This is a genomic window from Bradyrhizobium sp. USDA 3397 (genome assembly GCF_054060965.1).
In genome coordinates this window covers 5431524-5450656 of record NZ_JBSSDS010000001.1, presented here as the reverse complement: position 1 = coordinate 5450656, position 19133 = coordinate 5431524, and the positions used below count along the sequence as shown (strand labels likewise).

Here is a 19133-nt window from a genome sequence, read left to right as displayed (position 1 = left end):
GAGCGATCAGCGCCCGGCGTCCATATCCCCCGCTTCGCGCTGGCCGCTGAGCCAGAGCGCGAGCAGGGTCCAGAACGCGCCGGAGAGCAGATACGCACCCGAGGCGATGACGCCGAGATTGGTGGCGAGCAGCAGTGCGACCAGCGGGGCGAAGCCGGCGCCGAACAGCCAAGCCATGTCGGAGGTCAGCGCCGACGCCGTGTAGCGATAGGCCTGCCGGAAGTTCGAGGCGATCGCACCCGACGACTGGCCGAAGGACAGGCCGAGCAGGATGAAGCCGATCACCATGTAGATGGTCTCGCCGAACGCGCCGGCGTCGAGCAGCTGTGGCGCGAAGCCGCTATAGATCGCGATCGCGATCGCCGATCCCATCAAGAGCGACTTGCGCCCGACGCGGTCGGCAATGATGCCGGAGGCCACGATCGCCGCGACGCCGAACACGGCAGCGACGATCTCGATGATCAAGAAGCGCACCGGGCTTTCGTGGGTGAACAGGAACACCCAGGACAGCGGGAACACCGTGACCATGTGAAACAGCGCGAAGCTCGCCAGCGGCGCAAAGGCCCCTAGCATGATGGTCTGGCCTTCGCGCGCGACCGTCTCGGAGATCCGTGCCGGCTGGAGTTCGCGGGTCTCGAACAGCGTGGCGTATTCTTCCGTCGTCACCATGCGCAGGCGCGCGAACAGCGCGACGACATTGATGGCGAAGGCGACGAAGAACGGATAGCGCCAGCCCCAGTCGAAGAAGTCATCGGCCGAGAGGAGGCCGGCGAAATAGGCGAACAGCGCGCTCGCCACGATCAGCCCGAGCGGGGCGCCGAGCTGCGGCACCATCGCGTACCAGCCGCGCTGGGAGGCCGGCGCATTCAGCGCCAGCAGCGAAGCCATGCCGTCCCAGGCGCCGCCCCAGGCCAGACCCTGCGCGATGCGCGCCAGCGCGAGCAGCCAGATCGCGGCGACGCCGATCTCCTGATAGCCGGGCAGGAACGCGAGCGCGACGGTGGCGGTGCCGAGCAGGAATAGCGCCGAGATCAGCTTGGCCGTCTTGCCGTATTCGCGGTCGATCGTCATGAAAATGACGGTGCCGATCGGACGGGCCATGAAGGCCAGCGCGAAGACCATGAAGGAATAGAGGGTCCCGGTCAGCTCGCTCGCGAACGGAAACACCAGGCGCGGAAACACGATCACCGAGGCGATCGCGAAGACGAAGAAGTCGAAGAATTCCGAGGTACGGCCGATGATGACGCCGATGGCGATCTCGCCGGGACTGGCCTGGTCGTGGCCGTGCTCGCCCGTGTGGAGGTCTGCCATTGCGGGGGTCTGTGCCGTCGCCATTCGTGCGCCCTTAACGTCCTGAAACCAAAGCCGACCGCCCGGCGGGGCGCCAAGCAATCTGGCCCTATCTGGCGCAACCTCCCGCACTGCAACATTGGACAAATTGTCCAATGTCCCCATTGTTGCGCCGCAGCTACCCCTTGGCCCCGCAAAGGAAACTCATTCTCATAAGGCTCGGCCCGTGTCCCGTCTCAAGATCCTGGCGCTACTACCTCTGGCTGCCGCGCTCAGCGGCTGCGATTACGTCGTGCTGGCGCCAGCCGGCGATATCGCCGCGCAACAGCGTGACCTCGTCATCATCTCCACCGTCCTGATGCTGCTGATCGTCGTGCCCGTGATGGCGCTGACGGTGCTGTTCGCCTGGCGCTACCGCCAGTCCAACACCGAGGCCCGCTACGAGCCGGACTGGGATCACTCGACCAAGCTCGAGCTGGTGATCTGGTCCGCGCCTCTCTTGATCATCGTCTGCCTGGGCGCGCTGACCTGGATGGGCACGCATCTGCTCGACCCCTATCGCACCCTCGGCCGCATTCATGCCGAGCGCGCGGTGGACAGGTCCAAGGCCCCGCTCGAGGTCGACGTCGTCGCGCTCGATTGGAAGTGGCTCTTCATCTACCCGGATTACGGCATCGCCACCGTCAACGAGCTCGCAGCTCCGGTCGATCGCCCGATCACCTTCCGCATCACCGCGTCCTCGGTGATGAACTCGTTCTACATCCCCGCGCTCGCCGGCCAGATCTACGCGATGCCGGGCATGGAGACCAAGCTCCACGCCGTGGTCAACCGTGCCGGCACCTACAAGGGTTTTTCGGCGAACTATAGCGGCGCCGGCTTCTCGGGCATGCACTTCAACTTCAGGGGCCTCGACGACAAGGATTTTGATGCCTGGATCGCCAGCGCCAAGTCGGCCGGTGGCTCGCTTGGCCGCGCCGAATATCTCCAGCTGGAGAAGCCCAGCCAGAACGAGCCGGTGCGGCGCTGGGGCACCGTCGATGCCGATCTCTACCGCCTGATCCTCAACATGTGCGTCGAGACCGGCAAGATGTGCCAGAGCGAGATGATGGCGATCGACGCCAAGGGCGGCAACGGCCATCAGGGCCTGAACAACACCCTGCCGCTCGCCTACGACAAGTATGCCCGCCGAGGCACGGTGCTCGGACCCGAGCCGACCTTCGTCGCCGGCACCTGCACGCCGGATGCGCCGCAGGGGCAGACCACCGCCTCGATCAAGGCTCCGACCGATTTCGCGCCGCTCCTGGGTGCCGGCCTGAAGCGGCCGTCGTTCACGCCGCTGAAGTCCTCGTCCTTCTTCCTCGGACAGCGTCCCAAGTCCGATTCCTGAAGTCAGACTCCTAAAGAGAGTTCGCATGTCTCCTGATCTTCTCAAGCTCATCTTCGGCCGGCTCGGCCTCGAATCGCTGCCGCTGCACGAGCCGATCGTCGTCGGCACCTTCGTAGTGGTCGCGCTCGGCGGCGCCGCGCTGCTCGGCGGCCTCACCTATTTCCGCCTCTGGGGCTATCTCTGGCGCGAATGGTTCACCACGGTGGACCACAAGCGCATCGGCATCATGTACATGATCCTCGGCATCGTGATGCTGCTGCGCGGCTTTGCCGACGCGCTGATGATGCGCGGCCAGCAGATGCTCGCGTTCAACGGCTCCGAAGGCTATCTCAACGCCCATCACTACGACCAGATCTTCACCGCCCACGGCGTGATCATGATCTTCTTCGTGGCGATGCCGCTGGTCACCGGCCTGATGAACTACGTCGTGCCGCTGCAGATCGGCGCGCGCGACGTCTCGTTCCCGTTCCTGAACAATTTCAGCTTCTGGATGACGGTCGGCGGCGCGGTGCTGGTGATGGCCTCGCTGTTCATCGGCGAATTCGCCCGCACCGGCTGGCTGGCTTATCCGCCGCTGTCGAACATCGGCTACAGTCCCGACGTCGGCGTCGACTATTACATCTGGGCGCTGCAGATCGCCGGCGTCGGAACGACGCTATCCGGCATCAACCTGATCTGCACCATCGTCAAGCTGCGCTGCCCCGGCATGACCATGATGAAGATGCCGGTGTTCACCTGGACCTCGCTCTGCACCAACGTGCTGATCGTCGCCTCCTTCCCGGTCCTGACCGTGGTGCTCGCGCTGCTGTCGCTCGACCGCTACGTCGGCACCAACTTCTTCACCAACGATTTCGGCGGCAGCCCGATGATGTACGTGAACCTGATCTGGATCTGGGGCCACCCCGAGGTCTACATCCTGGTTCTCCCGGCGTTCGGCATCTTCTCCGAAGTCACCTCGACCTTCTCGGGCAAGCGGCTGTTCGGCTACACCTCGATGGTCTACGCCACGGTCGTCATCACCATCCTGTCCTACCTGGTCTGGCTGCACCACTTCTTCACGATGGGCTCGGGCGCCAGCGTCAACTCGTTCTTCGGCATTACCACGATGATCATCTCGATCCCGACGGGCGCGAAGATGTTCAACTGGCTGTTCACGATGTATCGCGGCCGCATCCGCTACGAGCTGCCGATGATGTGGACCATCGCCTTCATGCTGACCTTCGTGATCGGCGGCATGACCGGTGTGCTGCTCGCGGTGCCGCCGGCCGACTTCGTGCTGCACAACAGCCTGTTCCTGATCGCGCACTTCCACAACGTGATCATCGGCGGCGTGGTGTTCGGCGCGTTCGCCGGCATCAACTACTGGTTCCCGAAGGCGTTCGGCTTCAAGCTCGATCCATTCTGGGGCAAGATGTCGTTCTGGTTCTGGGTCACGGGCTTCTACCTGGCCTTCATGCCGCTCTACGTGCTCGGCCTGATGGGCGTGACCCGCCGCCTGCGCGTGTTCGACGATCCGTCCTTGCAGATCTGGTTCGTCATCGCTGCGATCGGTGCCGTGTTCGTCTTCATCGGCATCCTCGCGATGCTGATGCAGTTCGCGGTCAGCCTGCTCAAGCGCGAGCAGCTCAAGGACGTCACCGGCGATCCCTGGGACGCGCGCACGCTGGAATGGGCGACCTCCTCGCCGCCGCCGGACTACAACTTCGCCTTCACCCCGGTCGTTCACGACAATGACGCGTGGTGGGACATGAAGCGGCGCGGCTATCAGCGTCCGCTCACCGGGTTCAAGCCGATCCACATGCCCAGCAGCACCGGCACCGGCATCATCCTCGCCGGCTTCGCCACCGCGATGGGCTTTGCTCTCGTCTGGTACATGTGGTGGCTCGCCGCCCTGAGCTTCATCGCGATGCTCGCCGTCGGGATCGGCCACACCTTCAACTATCACCGCGACTTCGACATTCCGGCTGACGACGTCATCCGGACCGAGGACGCGCGCACCAAGCTGCTCGCCGGAGCCAAGTAAATGACTGTCGCTGTTCATCCCTCGCAGACCGGCGAGCCGGTCTTCTACCTCGCTGACGAGCATCCGCATCCGGAAGGCTGGAGCACCTCGCTCGGCTTCTGGATCTATCTGATGAGCGACTGTCTCATCTTTGCGATCCTGTTCGCCACCTACGGCGTGCTCGGCGGCAACTATGCCGCCGGCCCCGCGCCGAAGGACCTGTTCGACCTGACCCTGGTCGCGGTGAACACGTCCATGCTGCTGCTGTCGTCGATCACCTACGGCTTTGCGATGCTGACGATGCAGCAGAACAAGGTCGCGCAGACGCAAATCTGGCTCGCGATCACCGGCCTGTTCGGGGCCGCGTTCATCGGCATCGAGCTCTTCGAGTTCGCCCACATGATCCACGAGGGCGCAACGCCGCAGCGCAGCGCCTTCCTCTCCGCCTTCTTCACCCTGGTCGGCACCCACGGCCTGCACGTCACCTGCGGCCTGATCTGGCTGGTGACGCTGATGGTGCAGGTCGGAAAGTTCGGCCTGATCGAGGCCAACCGCCGCCGCCTGATGTGCCTGTCGATGTTCTGGCACTTCCTCGACGTGGTCTGGATCGGCGTCTTCACCTTCGTCTATCTCCTGGGAGTTCTGCGATGAGCACCGATACCCACGCAGCCGGCGCGCACGACCATCACCACGAGGGCGGCCAAGCCCACAGCACATTCTCGGGCTACATGCTCGGCTTCGTGCTCTCGGTCGTGCTCACCGCGATCCCGTTCTGGCTGGTGATGAGCGGCGCGCTGCCGAGCAAGCAGATCACCGCGCTGGTGATCATGGCCTTCGCAATCGTGCAGATCGTCGTGCACATGGTCTACTTCCTGCACATGAACACGACCTCCGAGAACGGCTGGACCATGATGGCGCTGATCTTCACCATCGTGATGGTAGTGATCGCGCTGTCGGGTTCGCTGTGGGTGATGAGCCACCTCAACAGCAACATGATGCCGATGCACCAGATGAGCGGAATGAAGTGAGCGAAACCGGGACCGTGACGGGCGAGGACGGAGATGCGCGCAGCAAGGCTGCGCGGCCGGCGTCCTTGTGGCTCACGATCCTCTCGCTCATTGCTTTCGTGCTTCTGATCGCGCTCGGCGTCTGGCAGATCGAGCGCCGCGCCTGGAAGCTGGCGCTGATCGACCGGGTCGAGCAGCGCGTCCACGCGCCGGCGCAGCCGATCCCCTTGCCTGCTTCGTGGCCCGCCGTCAGCGCCGCAAGCGACGAATACAGGCATGTCAGCCTCAGCGGGCGCTTCCTGCATGAGAGCGAGACGCTGGTTCAGGCCGTCACCGAGGAAGGCCCCGGCTATTGGGTGCTGACGCCGCTTCAGCGCGACGACGGCACGCTGGTCCTGATCAATCGCGGCTTCGTGCCGTCCGAGCGCCGCGACGCATCGACGCGCCGGAACGGCAATCCGCAAGGTCGGGTCGAGATCACCGGCCTCCTGCGCATCACCGAGCCGAAGGGCGGTTTCTTGCGCACCAACGTGCCCCAGCACAACCGCTGGTACTCGCGGGACGTCGCCGCCATTGCGGCGGCGCGCGGCCTTCGCGAGGTCGCGCCCTTCTTCGTGGACGCCGACGCCGGATCACAAATCGCCGGCGGCCCAATCGGCGGATTGACCGTGATCCGCTTTCCCAATAACCACCTGATCTACGCGCTGACGTGGTTTGCCCTGGCTTTCATGCTGGCCGGCAGACTTTTCGTCACATTCGGCGGCGGGCTGTTCCGTCGCAAGCGCTTCGTCCACGACAAGGCCGGCGGCTCGGATGCCGACGCCCGCAGGACGGGATCAGATGCTGGAACGATCGTCGAGCCGACCTGACGACGGGAAAACGCTTTCCCAGACGCTTGGGCGTGACGGGCAAGCCGTCACGCTGCAATCGCAGGCCGACGCGCGCAGCGAGCTGATCGGCACCATGCCGACCGAGGACGAGACCAACCGCAAGAACATGGCGCTGCTGATCCAGCTGCGCTGGACCGCGGTGGTCGGCCAGATCGTGACCATCGGTACCGTGCATTTCGGCCTCGGCATCCCCCTGCCGCTGGAGCGGATGGGCGCGGTGATCGGCGCGCTGGTGCTGCTCAACGTCTCCAGCCTGGTCTGGGTGCGCCATCGCGCTGCGATCACCAACAATGAGCTGTTGGTCGCCTTGATACTGGACGTCGCCGCGCTGACCGCGCAGCTCTATCTCTCCGGCGGCGCCACCAATCCCTTCACCTCGCTGTTCCTGCTCCAGGTGACGCTCGGTGCGGTGCTGCTCGATGCCCGATCGACCTGGTCGCTGGTGGCGCTGACCTGCGCCAGCTTCGTCTGGCTGACATTGGCCTACCGGCCGCTCGATCTGCCGCCCAATCCGTTGAGCGAGACCTATACGCTCACCGTAACAGGCATGCTCCTGGGCTTCGTGCTCAACGCCGTGCTGCTCGTCGTGTTCGTCACCCGCATCAACAGGAATTTGCGCGAGCGCGACGCGCATCTGGCGGCGCTGCGCCAGCATGCCGCCGAACAGGACCATATCGTGCGCATGGGCCTGCTCGCCTCCGGCGCGGCCCATGAGCTCGGCACGCCGCTCGCCTCGCTCTCGGTAATCCTCAGCGACTGGCGCCGCATGCCGGATCTTGCCGCCGATCAGGAGCTTGCCGAGGACCTCGCGGAGATGGAAACCTCGTTGCAGCGCTGCAAGTCGATCGTGACAGGCATCCTGGTGTCGGCGGGCGAAGCGCGCGGTGAAGGCTCCTCACCGACGACGGTGACGGCCTTCGTCACCGCGCTGGTCGACGAATGGCGCAATGCGCGCTCCGCCCGCACGCTCTACTTCGTCAACACCTTCGGCGAGGACGTCGCAATCGTCTCCGACGTCGCCCTGAAGCAGGTGATCTTCAACGTGCTCGACAACGCCTATGAGGTCTCGCGCGAGTGGGTCGAGCTCGTCGCCGAGCGCGAGGGCGACAATCTCGTGCTGTCGATCTCCGACCGCGGCCCGGGCTTTGCGCCGGAGATGCTGGCGCAGCTGGGGAAGCCCTATCAGTCGAGCAAGGGTCGCGCCGGCGGCGGGCTCGGCCTGTTCCTGGTGGTGAACGTCGTGCGCAAATTGGGGGGCACCGTGAGCGCCAAGAACCACAGGAAGCGCGGCGCCACGGTGCGCCTCACGCTGCCGCTCGCAACATTGGCGATCGGAGGGAATTTTGACGCCTGACCGTTCGCTGATCGTCGTCGAGGACGATGCGGGTTTTGCCCGCACGCTGAAGCGCTCGTTCGAGCGCCGCGGCTACGAGGTGGTACTCGCCGCCTCGATCGAGGAGGTGCGCCAGGTGCTGGAGGAACGCTCTTTCGGTCATGCCGTGGTCGACCTCAAGCTCGGCGGCGCCTCGGGCCTTGCCTGCGTCGAGCTCCTGCACACGCACGATCCCGACATGCTGATCGTGGTGCTGACCGGCTTTGCCAGCATCTCCACCGCGGTCGAGGCGATCAAGTTGGGGGCCTGCCACTATCTGGCAAAGCCGTCGAACACCGACGACATCGAGGCCGCCTTCCACAAGGCCGAAGGCAACGCCGAGGTCGCGCTCGATTCGCGGCCGACCTCGATCAAGACGTTGGAATGGGAACGCATTCACCAGACCTTGATCGAGACCGACTTCAACATCTCCGAAGCGGCCCGCCGGCTGGGCATGCACCGGCGGACGCTGGCGAGGAAGCTCGAGAAGCGCCCGGTGAAGTAGGAGCGCTATCGCATTTGAGAGCATTCCCTGCGGCTTATCCTTCGAGACGCCCGCTTTAGGCGGGCTCCTCAGGATGAGGGCGGAGTGCGCGGCAGCAGTTTTCAACGAGCACTGATGCTGATGTGCCTCATCCTGAGGAGGCGCGGCAGCGCCCTCTCGAAGGACGAGGCGTGCGCACCGGCCGCTATTTGCCGAACTGCGCGATCAATTCGGCCAGCGCGACGTGGCCTGTGCACGATCCCGTTCCCCGATGCGAGTCGCCGTCCTCCAGAGCGGTGGCGTAGAGGACCGCGGGATCGGACTCGAGGCGAGCTCGCAGCGCCGCCAGCTTCGGCCAGCGGCTCCTCTCCGCAACCGCATGGAAGTCGAGCCAGCGCGCGACGCCGACGAGCACGGCGTCGGCGAGGGTCGGCCGCTCCCCGAGCAGGAATTGCCGCGTTTCGATCATTTCTTCGAGCTTGTCATGACGCTCGATGACCCTTGCTGTGCCGAAGGCGCGCAGGACCGACTTCGCGGCAGGCTCCATGGCTTCGGCTTCCAATGCGGCCCACAGCGGCGCGAAGGCGGCGGTGAAACCGGTATTCACGAACGCCATGAGCTGATGCATGCGATCGGCTTGCCGCGATGAGGGATCGAAGCTGATGCGGCGTTCGACATCCCTGGCCTCTAACCAGGCCGCGATAGCCATCGTTTCCGTCAGCACCTCGCCCTGCTCGGTGATGAAGACCGGCGTCTCGTGTCGCGGATTGATACGGGCGTATGACCGGTCTCGCATCTCGCCCAACATATCGACCCGACACAGCCGATATGGCTTGCCCAGCCATTCGAGAGCCGCAACGAGCCCCATGGAGCTTCCCTTCGGGAAGCCGTAGAGTAGAATTGGGTCCATGATCCATTCTCCGTGATTTCTGATGATCACGCTGCGCAGCGGTGATGCGACCCTAGCCGCTCGCCGCATCAAGTAAATTACGAACTTTTTTGTAACCTGGAGGCACCGATGAAGGATCTCGTGTCGAGATGTCCCATCGAGGAAGTGATGCAAATTCTCAGCGGTCGCTGGCCGACGCTGCTGATCTATTATTTGAAGCAGGGCACCAAGCGCTTCAGCGATCTGCGCCGCGACAATCCGACCATCTCACACAGGATGCTCGCGCTCGAGCTTCGCAAGCTGGAGGACGCCGGCATCGTCAGCCGCACCGAATTCGGCGGATATCCGCTGCGCGTGGAGTACGATCTGACCTCCGCCGGTCACGCGCTCGTGCCCTTGATCGATGCCTTGGGGGACTGGTGGACGTCGGTTGCGGCGGCGGCTGATGCAGAAGGTCACCGAGCTGAAATGAGCGTCTCCGCGAGGACGCAGCGGACTTGAACGGGCCAAGGCCCAAGTGAGGAGACTGCCGTGACGATGCTCGTCGAGCGCTTCAACCTGCCGGCTGCGGCTGCGCCTTCGCCCGCGCCGAGCGAGCGCGATGCCGAAACAGTTCAGTTCGCACAGGCCGCGCTGGTTTCCGCCAAGCGGGAGGGCCTGCAACTTGCGGTGCGGGCGCGCTATGTCGCCCTCGTCGTCATTGGCTGCCTGATCATGGTGATCAACCCGGCCTGGGAGCAGCTCTACTACGTGGCGCTGCTCGGCTTGTTCGCACTGATCGGCTGGGCCCAGGTCCGGGTTGGGCGGGTGGGCCTGTCACGGCCGGAATTGGCACTGCTGTTCTGCGACTTGGCGCTGCTGACGTACCTGATTGTGGTTCCGAATCCGTTCGGAGCCTCGCATTGGCCGGTCGCAATGCAGTACCATTTCGGCAACTTCATTTATTTCTTCGTCCTGCTCGCAGGCGCCACATTGGCCTATACTTGGCGGACCGTCATTGCGGTCGGCATGTGGACGACCGCGCTCTGGCTGATCGGCATTGCCTGGGTCTGGTGGCAGCCCGATCGCGATCCTGCGCTGACGGCCCGCATCGCGGCCGCAACAGGCAGCGATGAGCGCCTGTTTGCAATGATCTCGCCCAGCGCGATCGGATTCCACGTTCGGGTCCAGGAGATCGTCGTATTCCTGATCGTGGCCGCGACCTTGGCGCTCGCGGTCCGCCGCAGCAACGACCTCTTGATTCGGCATGCCGCGGTGGAGCGCGAGCGCGGCAACCTCGCACGCTACTTTTCACCGAATGTCGTGGCGGAATTGTCGAAACAGGACGAGCCGTTGAAGCAGGTCCGCACGCAACACGTCGCGGTGCTGTTCGTCGACATCGTCGGCTTCACGGCCTTTGCCGATGCGCGCTCGCCGCAGGAGGTGGTGCGGACGTTGCGGGAATTCCACGGATTGATGGAGCAGGAGGTTTTCCGCCATAGCGGCACGCTCGACAAATATCTCGGGGACGGATTGATGGCGACGTTCGGAACGCCCTTTGCCGGCGAGCACGACGCCAGCAACGCGCTGCGATGTGCCCAGGCGATGATCGCGGCGGCGGAGCGTTGGAACGATCAGCGGGCAGCGTCAGGCGAGCCAAAGCTGCATGTGAGCTTTGGCTTGCATTATGGGCCGGTGGTGCTCGGCGACCTCGGGCAGACCTGTCTGGAATTTGCCGTGATCGGCGCGACCGTCAACGTGGCAAGCCGCCTCGAGGCTTTGACCCGCACCTTGGGCTGCGCGCTGGTGGCGAGTGACGACCTCGTCAGCCAGGCGAAGGCCGAGCTTGGCGGTGCAGCCGCAACGTTTCAGTCATTGGAAGCGCGAGAGGCGCGGGCGGTCCGCGGCATTCAGCAGCCGATCTCGATCTGGACCCAGCCGCGCGGCGCGTAGAGCCGAACTCCCGCGGCCTCAGGAAGCCAAACAAAAAGCCCGGCCAAACGGCCGGGCTTTTGATTGCTTGCGTTCGGTGCCGGCTTACGCGGCCTCGTCGGCGACGGTGCTGTCGTCGCCATCGGTATCGTCGGTATCGCCCTCGGCATCCGTGTCAGCTTCGCCCTCGGCAGCTTCCGCCTTGGCATTGCGGCGCGGGCTCTTGGCAAGCTGCGCCTCGATCTCCTTGACCGCTTCGGTCTCGGTCGAGTGCTGCACCACCGCGATTTCGCGGGACAGACGGTCGAGCGCCGCTTCATAGAGCTGGCGTTCCGAGTAGGACTGCTCGGGCTGCGATTCCGAGCGATAGAGGTCGCGCACGACTTCCGCGATCGCGACGATGTCGCCCGAATTGATCTTCGCTTCGTATTCCTGGGCGCGGCGCGACCACATGGTGCGCTTGACGCGGGCGCGGCCCTTCAGGGTCTCCAGCGCCTTCTTGACCAGGGCCGGGTCGGACAGCTTGCGCATGCCGACATTGGCGACCTTGGCGGTCGGCACGCGCAGCGTCATCTTGTCCTTGATGAAGTTGATGACGAACAGCTCGAGCTTCGCACCGGCGATCTCCTGCTCCTCGATGGCCAGGATCTGGCCGACGCCGTGAGCGGGATAGACCACGAATTCGTTGGCCTTGAAGCCCTGACGCTGGGTCACGACCTTCTTTTCCTCGACCTTCGGCGCAGCCGCGGGCTTGGCAGCCGGCTTGGCGGCGACGGGAGCCTTGGCGGGCGCAACGGCAACAGGGGCCTTCGTCGCGGCGGGCTTGGCAGCGGGGGCCTTGGCAGTCACAGGCTTGACATTCAAAGGCTTGGCGGCAGCAGGCTTGGCAGCGGTCGCTTTCGCGGCCGGTTTGGCAGTCTTGTTAGGCATTGCGCTTCTTTTGTTCTTCGAGGACTTTGCAGCCGGCGCCTTCGTCGCGGTCCGACCCTTGGATGCGCTACGGCTGGCCGCGGCGACTTTTTTGGCCTCCTTATGGGAAGCCCTCGCTGAAGTACTCTTTTTACGCGTTTTCTGTGACACAGCCTGCGCGCGGAAACTGCCACGCCCCTGTTCGACATTTGGTTTCACGGGAACCCAGAGGGGCCAACGGGGCTGACGGGGTTCGGCTTAATGTGCCCAATATAGCACATTTCCCGCAAAAATCAATGATTTAGGGGTCTTCAGGGCTGGTTTTCGGCGGCAGCGCCGCTATTAGGGTTAAGTTTGGGCGCGAATTAGTCCCCAGAGCCGGGGTTCGGAGAAAAATATTTCTCGAACTTGCCTTCCATGCCGTCGAATTCCTTGGCGTCGGCAGGTGATTCTTTTTTCTGGGTGATGTTCGGCCAGCTCTTGGCGTAGTCGGCGTTGACCTGGAGCCACTTTTCGAGGCCCGGTTCCGTGTCCGGCTTGATGGCGTCGGCGGGGCATTCCGGCTCGCACACGCCGCAATCGATGCACTCGTCGGGATGGATGACGAGCATGTTGTCGCCCTCGTAGAAGCAATCGACCGGGCAGACCTCGACGCAGTCGGTGTACTTGCACTTGATGCAGTTTTCAGTGACGACGTAAGTCATCCAACGCTCCGAAAAGCTCTTTTAGAAGTCGCGGCTTGCCTAGCGCGGATGGCCGGGCGCCGCAAGGTCGGGAAGGCCCGAACATGACGGCTTTATGCGTTTGATCGATCAAGAAATGAATAACAAGCGCAATTAATTGCGCGTGCCGAGCTCCTCATACAGCACGCGAGCCGAGGCGGCATCGCCACGGCGCTCGTTGAAGGCGGTGACCTTCAGTACGCGCACGGTGCGATCGAGCGCAATGGTGAGGACGTCGCCAAGCTTGATCGCATGGCCCGGCGATGTCTCGCGCACGCCGTTGACGCGGACATGGCCGGTGACGACGAGCTCGGCCGCAGAGGTGCGCGCCTTCACCACCCGCGCGTGCCACAGCCATTTGTCGATACGCTGCCGCTCGGTCGTCGTCGTCGTGGGATTACTCCTTCCGCCCCAGCTGCTCTTTCAGCGCGGCGAGCTTGGCGAAGGGCGAGTTCGGATCGATCGGACGATCGCGCTCGCGCGGATTCGCGCTGGAGGCGTAGGGACGCAGTGAGGGACCCGACTCGCGATCACGGCGGTCACGGCCCTTGTCGCGGTCGCGGCCGCGATTGTCGCGGCCCTTGTCGCGATCTCCGCCGAACTTCTTGTTGTCGCGGTTGCGATCGCGATCCTTGTCGCGGTCCCCCTTGCCCTGGAAGCTGCGATTGCGGTCGTCGCGGCGCTCACCGCCCTCGCCGCCTTCACGCGGCTTGCGGAAGTCGCGTCCGCCATCGCGGCGATGGCCGCCGCCATGACGATGGCCCGGCTTCGCGCCGTCGGCGGCTTCGCCGGGCGCGGCGCTCGCTGCATCGGGTGCAGCGCCGGCCTCGGCGCCGGGCCGCGCACGCTGGTTGTTGTGACGCTGATGGCGATGGCGCTCGTGGCGCGGCTTGCGATCCTCGTGACGGCCGGCGGGGCGCCAGACCTCGACCAGCTCGGGCTCGGCCGGTGCGACTGTTGCCTCAGGCGCGGCGGCATCGGGGGATGCAGCAGCTTCCGTCGCGGCGATCTCGGCGGCAGCCGCTTCGAGGCCGGCAGCCTCGGCGGGCGTCGCAGCCTCTTCTGCGGGCGGCGCGATGCCGGGGGCGTCCTCGGGGGTGACGGGGGTTTCCGGAGACGCTTCCAGCGCCGGCTCCTCGTGAGCCTCCGCAGGAGCGGGCTCGTCGTGCGGCTCCATGCCGGGCGCGTCTTCGACGGTGACGGATTCGGCCGTAGCCTCAGCGGCCGCGGCCTCAGCCGGCAGGCCGGCAACGGCTTCCGCTGCAGCCTCGGTCGAGGTCTCCGCGCTGCCTTCAGCGGGCGGCGTCTCGGCCGCGACCGTCTCAGTCACGACCGTCTCGGTCACGACCTGCTCGGTCACGACAGGCTTCGGCGGCAGCGGCGGGCGCTTCTCCATGCGATAGCCGAGCGCGCGCAGCACGGAGGCGAAATCCTCGCCGGCAGATCCGGTCAGCGAGGTCATCGCCTGCGTGACCACGAAGCTGCGGCCGTCGAACGCGCCGGCGGGCTTTTCGCCCGGCGAATTCTCGCGCCAGGCCAGCGCCGGGCGGATCAGGTCGGCGAGGCGTTCCAGGATGTCGACGCGCACGGCGCGCTCGCCGGCCTGCTTGTAGCCGAGCACGCGATAGGCATCGCGCGGCAGCGCCTTGTCGACCGGGAACGAGGTGCGCCCCGAGGAGGCCAGATGCTGCGCGCCCGAGAGCGCGGAGAGATCGACATTGTCCTGCTTCAGCGCCCAGAGCAGCGCGGCGAGCGCACGCGCGGCGGGCTTGAGCAGGCCGGGGAAATAGATGTGATAGGCGCCGAAGCGGACGCCGTATTTGCGCAACACGGCGCGCGAGGGCTGGTCGAGATCCTTCAGCTCGCTGGCGATCTTCGGACGCTCGAGCACGCCGAGCGCCTCGACCAGCTGATAGGCGATGCCGCGGGCGATGCCGGTGACGTCCTCGGCCTTCGACAGCTCGAACATCGGCCCGAGCAGCTTTTCGATGTGGGTCTTGAGCCAGAGCTCGAGCCGCGCCTGCACCTTGTCGCGAGGGGCGCCGGTCAGGCGCTCGTCCGAGATGATGCGGATGCGCGGATGCAGCGCCTCGTCTGCGGCAGCGAGGCGCGCCACGGCATCGCCGGTCCAGCGGATGATGCCTTCGGAGGTGAGCACGAACTGCTCGTCCGGCGCATTGCCCAGCTTTTCGGCGCGCGCGTTGATCTCGCCGGCGAGCACCGCTTGCGCTGCAGCCTGCAAGGCTTTCGCATCGGAGCCGGCTTCCGCCGCATCCGGTGCAAAGGTGAAGCCATCGAGGCGGCCGATGACATGGCCTTCGACGATGACTTCGCCGGTCTTGCCGATTTCAGTATTCAAGCTCGTGTTCTCCCGCAGGCGGCGCATCAATACACTGGTCCGGCGATCAACGAAACGCTCAGTCAAGCGTTCATGGAGCGCATCCGATAATTTATTTTCGACCTCCCGCGCGATCCCCTGCCAGCGTTCCGGGTCTTTCAGCCAGTCCGGGCGGTTGGCGACGAAGGTCCAGGTGCGGATCTGGGCGATTCGGGCCGACAGCGTGTCGATGTCGCCGTCGATGCGGTCGGCCTGGGTGACCTGTGACTCGAACCAGGCATCGGGAATGCAGCCCTTGCGCATCAGGAAGCCGTACAGCGTCGTCACCAGCTCGGCATGGGCGGCCGGCGACAGCTTTCTGTAGTCCGGGACCTGGCAGGCTTCCCAGAGCCGCTCCACGGCGGCCTTGCCATGCGCGATATCGCGCACCTCGCCGTCGCGGGCGGCGTGATCGAGCACGCGCATGTCCTCGGCGATCGGCGCGCGCGTCAGCGTCTCGTGGCCGGGCGCGAGGTTCAGCGAGACCTGGAGCGCACCGAGCGAGGAGAAATCGAGCTTCGAATTGCGCCATTGCAGCACCTTCACGGCATCGAAGGTGTGGTTCTGCAGCGCGTTGACGAGCTCGGGCTCGAACGGCGCGCAGCGGCCCGTCGTGCCGAAAGTGCCGTTGCGGGTGGCGCGGCCGGCGCGGCCTGCGATTTGCGCGAATTCGGACGGCGTCAGGCGGCGGAACTGATAGCCGTCGAACTTGCGGTCGGAGGCGAAGGCGACGTGGTCGACGTCGAGATTGAGGCCCATGCCGACGGCGTCGGTGGCGACGAGATAATCGACGTCGCCGTTCTGGAACATCGCGACTTGCGCATTCCGAGTGCGCGGCGAGAGCGAGCCCAGCACCACGGCGGCGCCGCCGTGCTGGCGGCGGATCAGCTCGGCAATCGCGTAGACTTCATCGGCCGAGAACGCGACGATGGCGGTGCGGCGCGGCTGGCGCGTGATCTTGCGGTCGCCGGCGAATTCGAGCTGCGACAATCTGGGCCGCGTGATCATGGACACGCCCGGCAACAGGCGCTCGATGATCGGGCGCATGGTGGCGGCACCTAACAGCAGCGTCTCGTCGTGGCCGCGGCGGTTGAGGATGCGATCGGTGAAGACGTGGCCGCGCTCGAGATCGGCGGCGATCTGGACCTCGTCGACGGCGAGGAAGGAGACGTCGATATCGCGCGGCATCGCCTCCACGGTCGAGACCCAATAGCGCGGATTCTTCGGCTTGATCTTCTCCTCGCCGGTGACGAGCGCGACGCTGGCTTCACCGGCTCTGTCGGCGATCTTGTTGTAGACCTCGCGCGCGAGCAGGCGCAGCGGCAGGCCGATCATGCCCGAGGGATGCGCCAGCATCCGCTCGATGGCGAGATGGGTCTTGCCGGTGTTGGTCGGCCCGAGCACCGCAGTAACGCCCGCGCCGGGTGCGCGCTCGGAGGCGAAGGGGGAGGAGGAAAAAGCCATGTCTATCGGATTAGGTAATGGCGATTTGGGCGAATGTCAGTGCTATCCGGGGGGGTGAGGCGACGCCGAGGTGTCAGCTATGTCTCCGAACGCTGGGGCGGGGCGCAGCACTCTGCTGTCATGCCCCGGCTTGACCGGGGCATCCAGTACGCCGCGGCCCGTCGGCTCAACCCCAACCGCTTGGGCGTACTGGATCGCCCGGTCAAGCCGGGCGATGACACCGACGGTGTGAGAGCGCCCTCCCCGAATCCTGCGCAACTGTCTCACTTTGCGACGCTTTTCCCGTTCGCTTTAAGCTTCGGAACGACTCTAGAACGAATCGCGGCCGAATCGCTGACTCCCTGACGAGTCCCGTTCCGTTCACGCAACATGTCGCGGGACTCGTCTTGGTTGCGCACTAGATGGAGTTTTGCGGAGGCGCACAAGCGCGCGGGGTGGTTAAAGCTGGGGACGGCCTCGAGTCGAATCAGAATCGGGGAGGAGTCAAATGGATTCCGGGATCGGGGGGGCCGAAACGAAAGTTGCGAAAAACAACCCCATGCACAGTAGGTAAGTTATTGAAATCATTAAGGTCGATTTCTGAACCCCAATTCTTTCGTCATTCCGGGGCGCGCCCCTTGGCGCGAGCCCGGAATCCATCGTGAGACCGTCGCTGCGGCCCGATGGATTTCCGGGCTCGCGCCTTCGGCGCGCCCCGGAATGACGGCGGAGAGAGCGCGCGGACGAGACCTGCCTACTGCGTCTTCGCGACGCGTGGCGGCTGGGGGGTGGTGATGAAGCTCGTCGCTTCCAGCATGGCCGGCCCTAGGGGCGTCGGCACTTTCAGCCAGAACGGGACCAGGATGCGCGTGCCGGCGATCGGGGCGAACGCGATCTCCATGTTGCGCTGGGCGGCGAGGTATTTGATCACCGGGCGGTCGGGGATGTAGCCGGCGATGGGCACGAAATAGATCGAGCAGACCACGACCGGGCCCTTGTAGCCCTTCTCCGCCTTCACGGTCTCCATGCGCTTGAAATCGAGCTTGAGCTCGTAGCGCATGCGGCCGTCGAACACGGGCGCGGAATTGTGGCAGGCCTCCGGCGACACCGGATCGCCGTTGCCGGGCACGCGCAAGAGCGAAGCGGTCATCGGATCCCACACGCCGCGGCGATGCGCCTCGGTGACGACGATACGATCCGGATCGACCGGCGGCTCCGGCAAAATCGCAAAATCCTTCACATTGCCCTTGTCGAGGGTGATGCGGATCTCTTCGGTCTTCTTCTGGGTGGTGGTGGAGGCCTGGTAGCCGGTCGCAACCAGCGCGCCATTGACCACGCGCCCCTGGCTGGCGCCGGTGCCGGACCCGCCCGTGAACGACTTCAAAAGCCCGGTGGTGCCGCCGGCGGCCGCCGCCGAGAACACGTCGTCCTGGATATCGATGTTCCAGGCGCCCTTGCCGACGGGAATGCCCGCCAGCGAGGCCTCATATTGCGCCTCGAGCTTGCCTTGCGCCGCCGCCGGCGCCGCGCCGCCCGCAATAGCCAGCGCCAGGCCGCAAAGCGCCATCAGCCGGCCGGCCAAGGGGACGTCCAAGCGGACGCCCCGACACAGACAGGCAGAGCGCAGGACTTGCGCGAAATGAAGCGTTATCGGCACGAAATAATCCAATCGGGGCGCGATCCGCTATTACTTAAGCCAAAAACCGCGACAAACAATGTGTCGGAGCGTGCAGCCCCGGGAACTCCAAAGGACTCTTCGACGCCGAATACGCCCTTTATGTGATGGTAAGGCGTGACAATCATTGCCGTTTTGGTGATCCGGCGGGAAGGGGGGCGTTCCGACCTCTCCCGCATCCGCCTTCGCCAAAGGCTTCGGCGCGACAAGCGCGGGAGAGGGAGCGCACCGCCCGGGCGGCTCCAAAAGACCACCCAAAACCTTGACGCAAGGCCCCTTCCCCCCTATACGTCCGCCCGCTCCCTGCAAGGACGACAGAATTTGCCCCCGTGGCGCCGAGATGGCGGCCGCACTCGTTGGGGGTTCGAACTATAAGGATTTCTACCATGTCTCGCCGCTGCGAACTGACGGCCAAGGGCCCCCTCGTCGGCCACAAGGTCAGCCACTCCAACATCAAGACCAAGCGCCGCTTCCTGCCGAACCTCGTCAACGTGACGTTCATCTCGGAAGCCCTCGGCCGCAACGTGCGCCTGCGCGTCTCCACCAACGCGATCAAGAGCGTCGACCACAATGGCGGCCTCGACCCCTTCCTGCTCAAGGCCAACGCCGACGCGCTCTCCCCGCGCGCCCTCGAGCTGAAGCGCGCGATCCAGAAGAAGGTCGGCGACACGCAGCCGGCGAAGCAGGCGAGCTGAGATTTACCGTTAGGGCGGGGGCTAAGTTGCGTCGCGTGGCGTAGGCTTAGCCGAGTAGAGTTTGAGTAGCGGCCGGATCG

Annotated in this window: 17 protein-coding genes; 10 read left to right on the top strand and 7 right to left on the bottom strand. The window is 65.0% G+C overall.

Features of this window, described 5'->3' with window-relative positions; all coding sequences use genetic code 11:
- Positions 1-6: 6 nt before the first annotated feature.
- Positions 7-1335 carry an MFS transporter gene (locus ACVWYQ_RS25120; protein ID WP_157286616.1) on the bottom strand — a complete coding sequence of 443 codons (1329 nt, stop codon included), beginning with the start codon at positions 1333-1335 and terminating at the stop codon, positions 7-9.
- Between the two features lie 181 nt (positions 1336-1516).
- On the opposite strand from ACVWYQ_RS25120, the gene cyoA reads away from it, so the two are divergent.
- The 7 genes from cyoA to ACVWYQ_RS25085 are packed head-to-tail and all read left to right on the top strand — an operon-like array spanning position 1517 to position 8453.
- Positions 1517-2677 carry a ubiquinol oxidase subunit II gene (cyoA, locus tag ACVWYQ_RS25115; protein ID WP_404545335.1) on the top strand — a complete coding sequence of 387 codons (1161 nt, stop codon included), beginning with the start codon at positions 1517-1519 and terminating at the stop codon, positions 2675-2677.
- Positions 2678-2702: 25 nt separating this feature from the next.
- On the top strand, positions 2703-4700 hold the full coding sequence (cyoB, locus tag ACVWYQ_RS25110; protein WP_404545332.1) for a cytochrome o ubiquinol oxidase subunit I: 1998 nt from the start codon (positions 2703-2705) through the stop codon (positions 4698-4700).
- Positions 4701-5330, top strand: a complete 630-nt coding sequence (gene cyoC, locus ACVWYQ_RS25105) for a cytochrome o ubiquinol oxidase subunit III (RefSeq protein WP_157286618.1) — start codon at positions 4701-4703, stop codon at positions 5328-5330.
- Positions 5327-5707, top strand: a complete 381-nt coding sequence (cyoD, locus tag ACVWYQ_RS25100; RefSeq protein WP_404545329.1) for a cytochrome o ubiquinol oxidase subunit IV — start codon at positions 5327-5329, stop codon at positions 5705-5707. Before cyoC ends, cyoD begins: the two co-directional genes overlap by 4 nt.
- Positions 5704-6555, top strand: coding sequence for an SURF1 family protein (locus tag ACVWYQ_RS25095; RefSeq protein WP_404545327.1), 852 nt, complete (start codon positions 5704-5706; stop codon positions 6553-6555). Before cyoD ends, ACVWYQ_RS25095 begins: the two co-directional genes overlap by 4 nt.
- On the top strand, positions 6527-7930 hold the full coding sequence (locus tag ACVWYQ_RS25090; RefSeq protein ID WP_198399954.1) for an ATP-binding protein: 1404 nt from the start codon (positions 6527-6529) through the stop codon (positions 7928-7930). Before ACVWYQ_RS25095 ends, ACVWYQ_RS25090 begins: the two co-directional genes overlap by 29 nt.
- Positions 7920-8453: a response regulator transcription factor gene (locus tag ACVWYQ_RS25085; protein ID WP_057028497.1), complete on the top strand. Its 534-nt coding sequence runs from the start codon at positions 7920-7922 to the stop codon at positions 8451-8453. Before ACVWYQ_RS25090 ends, ACVWYQ_RS25085 begins: the two co-directional genes overlap by 11 nt.
- Before the next feature lie 184 nt (positions 8454-8637).
- Here ACVWYQ_RS25085 and ACVWYQ_RS25080 read toward each other — a convergent pair whose 3' ends face one another.
- Positions 8638-9342: a glutathione S-transferase family protein gene (locus ACVWYQ_RS25080; protein ID WP_404545324.1), complete on the bottom strand. Its 705-nt coding sequence runs from the start codon at positions 9340-9342 to the stop codon at positions 8638-8640.
- Positions 9343-9450: 108 nt separating this feature from the next.
- On the opposite strand from ACVWYQ_RS25080, the gene ACVWYQ_RS25075 reads away from it, so the two are divergent.
- Positions 9451-9822, top strand: a complete 372-nt coding sequence (locus tag ACVWYQ_RS25075; RefSeq protein ID WP_275501450.1) for a winged helix-turn-helix transcriptional regulator — start codon at positions 9451-9453, stop codon at positions 9820-9822.
- Positions 9823-9858: 36 nt separating this feature from the next.
- Positions 9859-11253, top strand: coding sequence for an adenylate/guanylate cyclase domain-containing protein (locus ACVWYQ_RS25070; RefSeq protein ID WP_456727208.1), 1395 nt, complete (start codon positions 9859-9861; stop codon positions 11251-11253).
- Between the two features lie 84 nt (positions 11254-11337).
- Here the strand turns inward: ACVWYQ_RS25070 and ACVWYQ_RS25065 are convergent, their stop codons facing one another.
- From ACVWYQ_RS25065 to ACVWYQ_RS25045, 5 genes are all read right to left on the bottom strand, one after another.
- The gene (locus ACVWYQ_RS25065) at positions 11338-12162 is read right to left on the bottom strand and encodes a CarD family transcriptional regulator (RefSeq protein WP_074447640.1); all 825 of its coding nucleotides are present in this window, start codon (positions 12160-12162) and stop codon (positions 11338-11340) included.
- A gap of 344 nt (positions 12163-12506) precedes the next feature.
- Positions 12507-12845 (bottom strand): ferredoxin FdxA, encoded by a 339-nt coding sequence (gene fdxA / locus ACVWYQ_RS25060; protein WP_018643465.1) that lies wholly within the window; start codon positions 12843-12845, stop codon positions 12507-12509.
- Between the two features lie 132 nt (positions 12846-12977).
- Complete coding sequence (locus tag ACVWYQ_RS25055) at positions 12978-13229, bottom strand: RNA-binding S4 domain-containing protein (RefSeq protein WP_074447665.1); 252 nt, start codon at positions 13227-13229, stop codon at positions 12978-12980.
- A 31-nt stretch (positions 13230-13260) separates the two neighbouring features.
- Positions 13261-16704 (bottom strand): helicase-related protein, encoded by a 3444-nt coding sequence (locus ACVWYQ_RS25050; protein ID WP_456726493.1) that lies wholly within the window; start codon positions 16702-16704, stop codon positions 13261-13263.
- A gap of 733 nt (positions 16705-17437) precedes the next feature.
- Complete coding sequence (locus ACVWYQ_RS25045) at positions 17438-18253, bottom strand: DUF3108 domain-containing protein (RefSeq protein WP_456727207.1); 816 nt, start codon at positions 18251-18253, stop codon at positions 17438-17440.
- Positions 18254-18744: 491 nt separating this feature from the next.
- Between ACVWYQ_RS25045 and rpmB the strand changes: the two genes are divergently transcribed.
- A complete protein-coding gene (gene rpmB / locus ACVWYQ_RS25040) occupies positions 18745-19053 on the top strand; it encodes a 50S ribosomal protein L28 (protein ID WP_128266066.1) in 309 nt (102 codons plus the stop codon).
- The last annotated feature ends 80 nt before the right edge of the window (positions 19054-19133 follow it).

Bases quoted from the DNA above. Each gene is read 5' to 3' on its own strand.
- ACVWYQ_RS25120 (WP_157286616.1), bottom strand. From the start codon at position 1,335: ATGGCGACGGCACAGACCCCCGCAATGGCAGACCTCCACACGGGCGAG.
- cyoB (WP_404545332.1), top strand. From the start codon at position 2,703: ATGTCTCCTGATCTTCTCAAGCTCATCTTCGGCCGGCTCGGCCTCGAA.
- cyoC (WP_157286618.1), top strand. From the start codon at position 4,701: ATGACTGTCGCTGTTCATCCCTCGCAGACCGGCGAGCCGGTCTTCTAC.
- cyoD (WP_404545329.1), top strand. From the start codon at position 5,327: ATGAGCACCGATACCCACGCAGCCGGCGCGCACGACCATCACCACGAG.
- ACVWYQ_RS25090 (WP_198399954.1), top strand. From the start codon at position 6,527: ATGCTGGAACGATCGTCGAGCCGACCTGACGACGGGAAAACGCTTTCC.
- ACVWYQ_RS25080 (WP_404545324.1), bottom strand. From the start codon at position 9,342: ATGGACCCAATTCTACTCTACGGCTTCCCGAAGGGAAGCTCCATGGGG.
- ACVWYQ_RS25075 (WP_275501450.1), top strand. From the start codon at position 9,451: ATGAAGGATCTCGTGTCGAGATGTCCCATCGAGGAAGTGATGCAAATT.
- ACVWYQ_RS25070 (WP_456727208.1), top strand. From the start codon at position 9,859: ATGCTCGTCGAGCGCTTCAACCTGCCGGCTGCGGCTGCGCCTTCGCCC.
- ACVWYQ_RS25065 (WP_074447640.1), bottom strand. From the start codon at position 12,162: ATGCCTAACAAGACTGCCAAACCGGCCGCGAAAGCGACCGCTGCCAAG.
- fdxA (WP_018643465.1), bottom strand. From the start codon at position 12,845: ATGACTTACGTCGTCACTGAAAACTGCATCAAGTGCAAGTACACCGAC.
- ACVWYQ_RS25050 (WP_456726493.1), bottom strand. From the start codon at position 16,704: ATGGCTTTTTCCTCCTCCCCCTTCGCCTCCGAGCGCGCACCCGGCGCG.
- rpmB (WP_128266066.1), top strand. From the start codon at position 18,745: ATGTCTCGCCGCTGCGAACTGACGGCCAAGGGCCCCCTCGTCGGCCAC.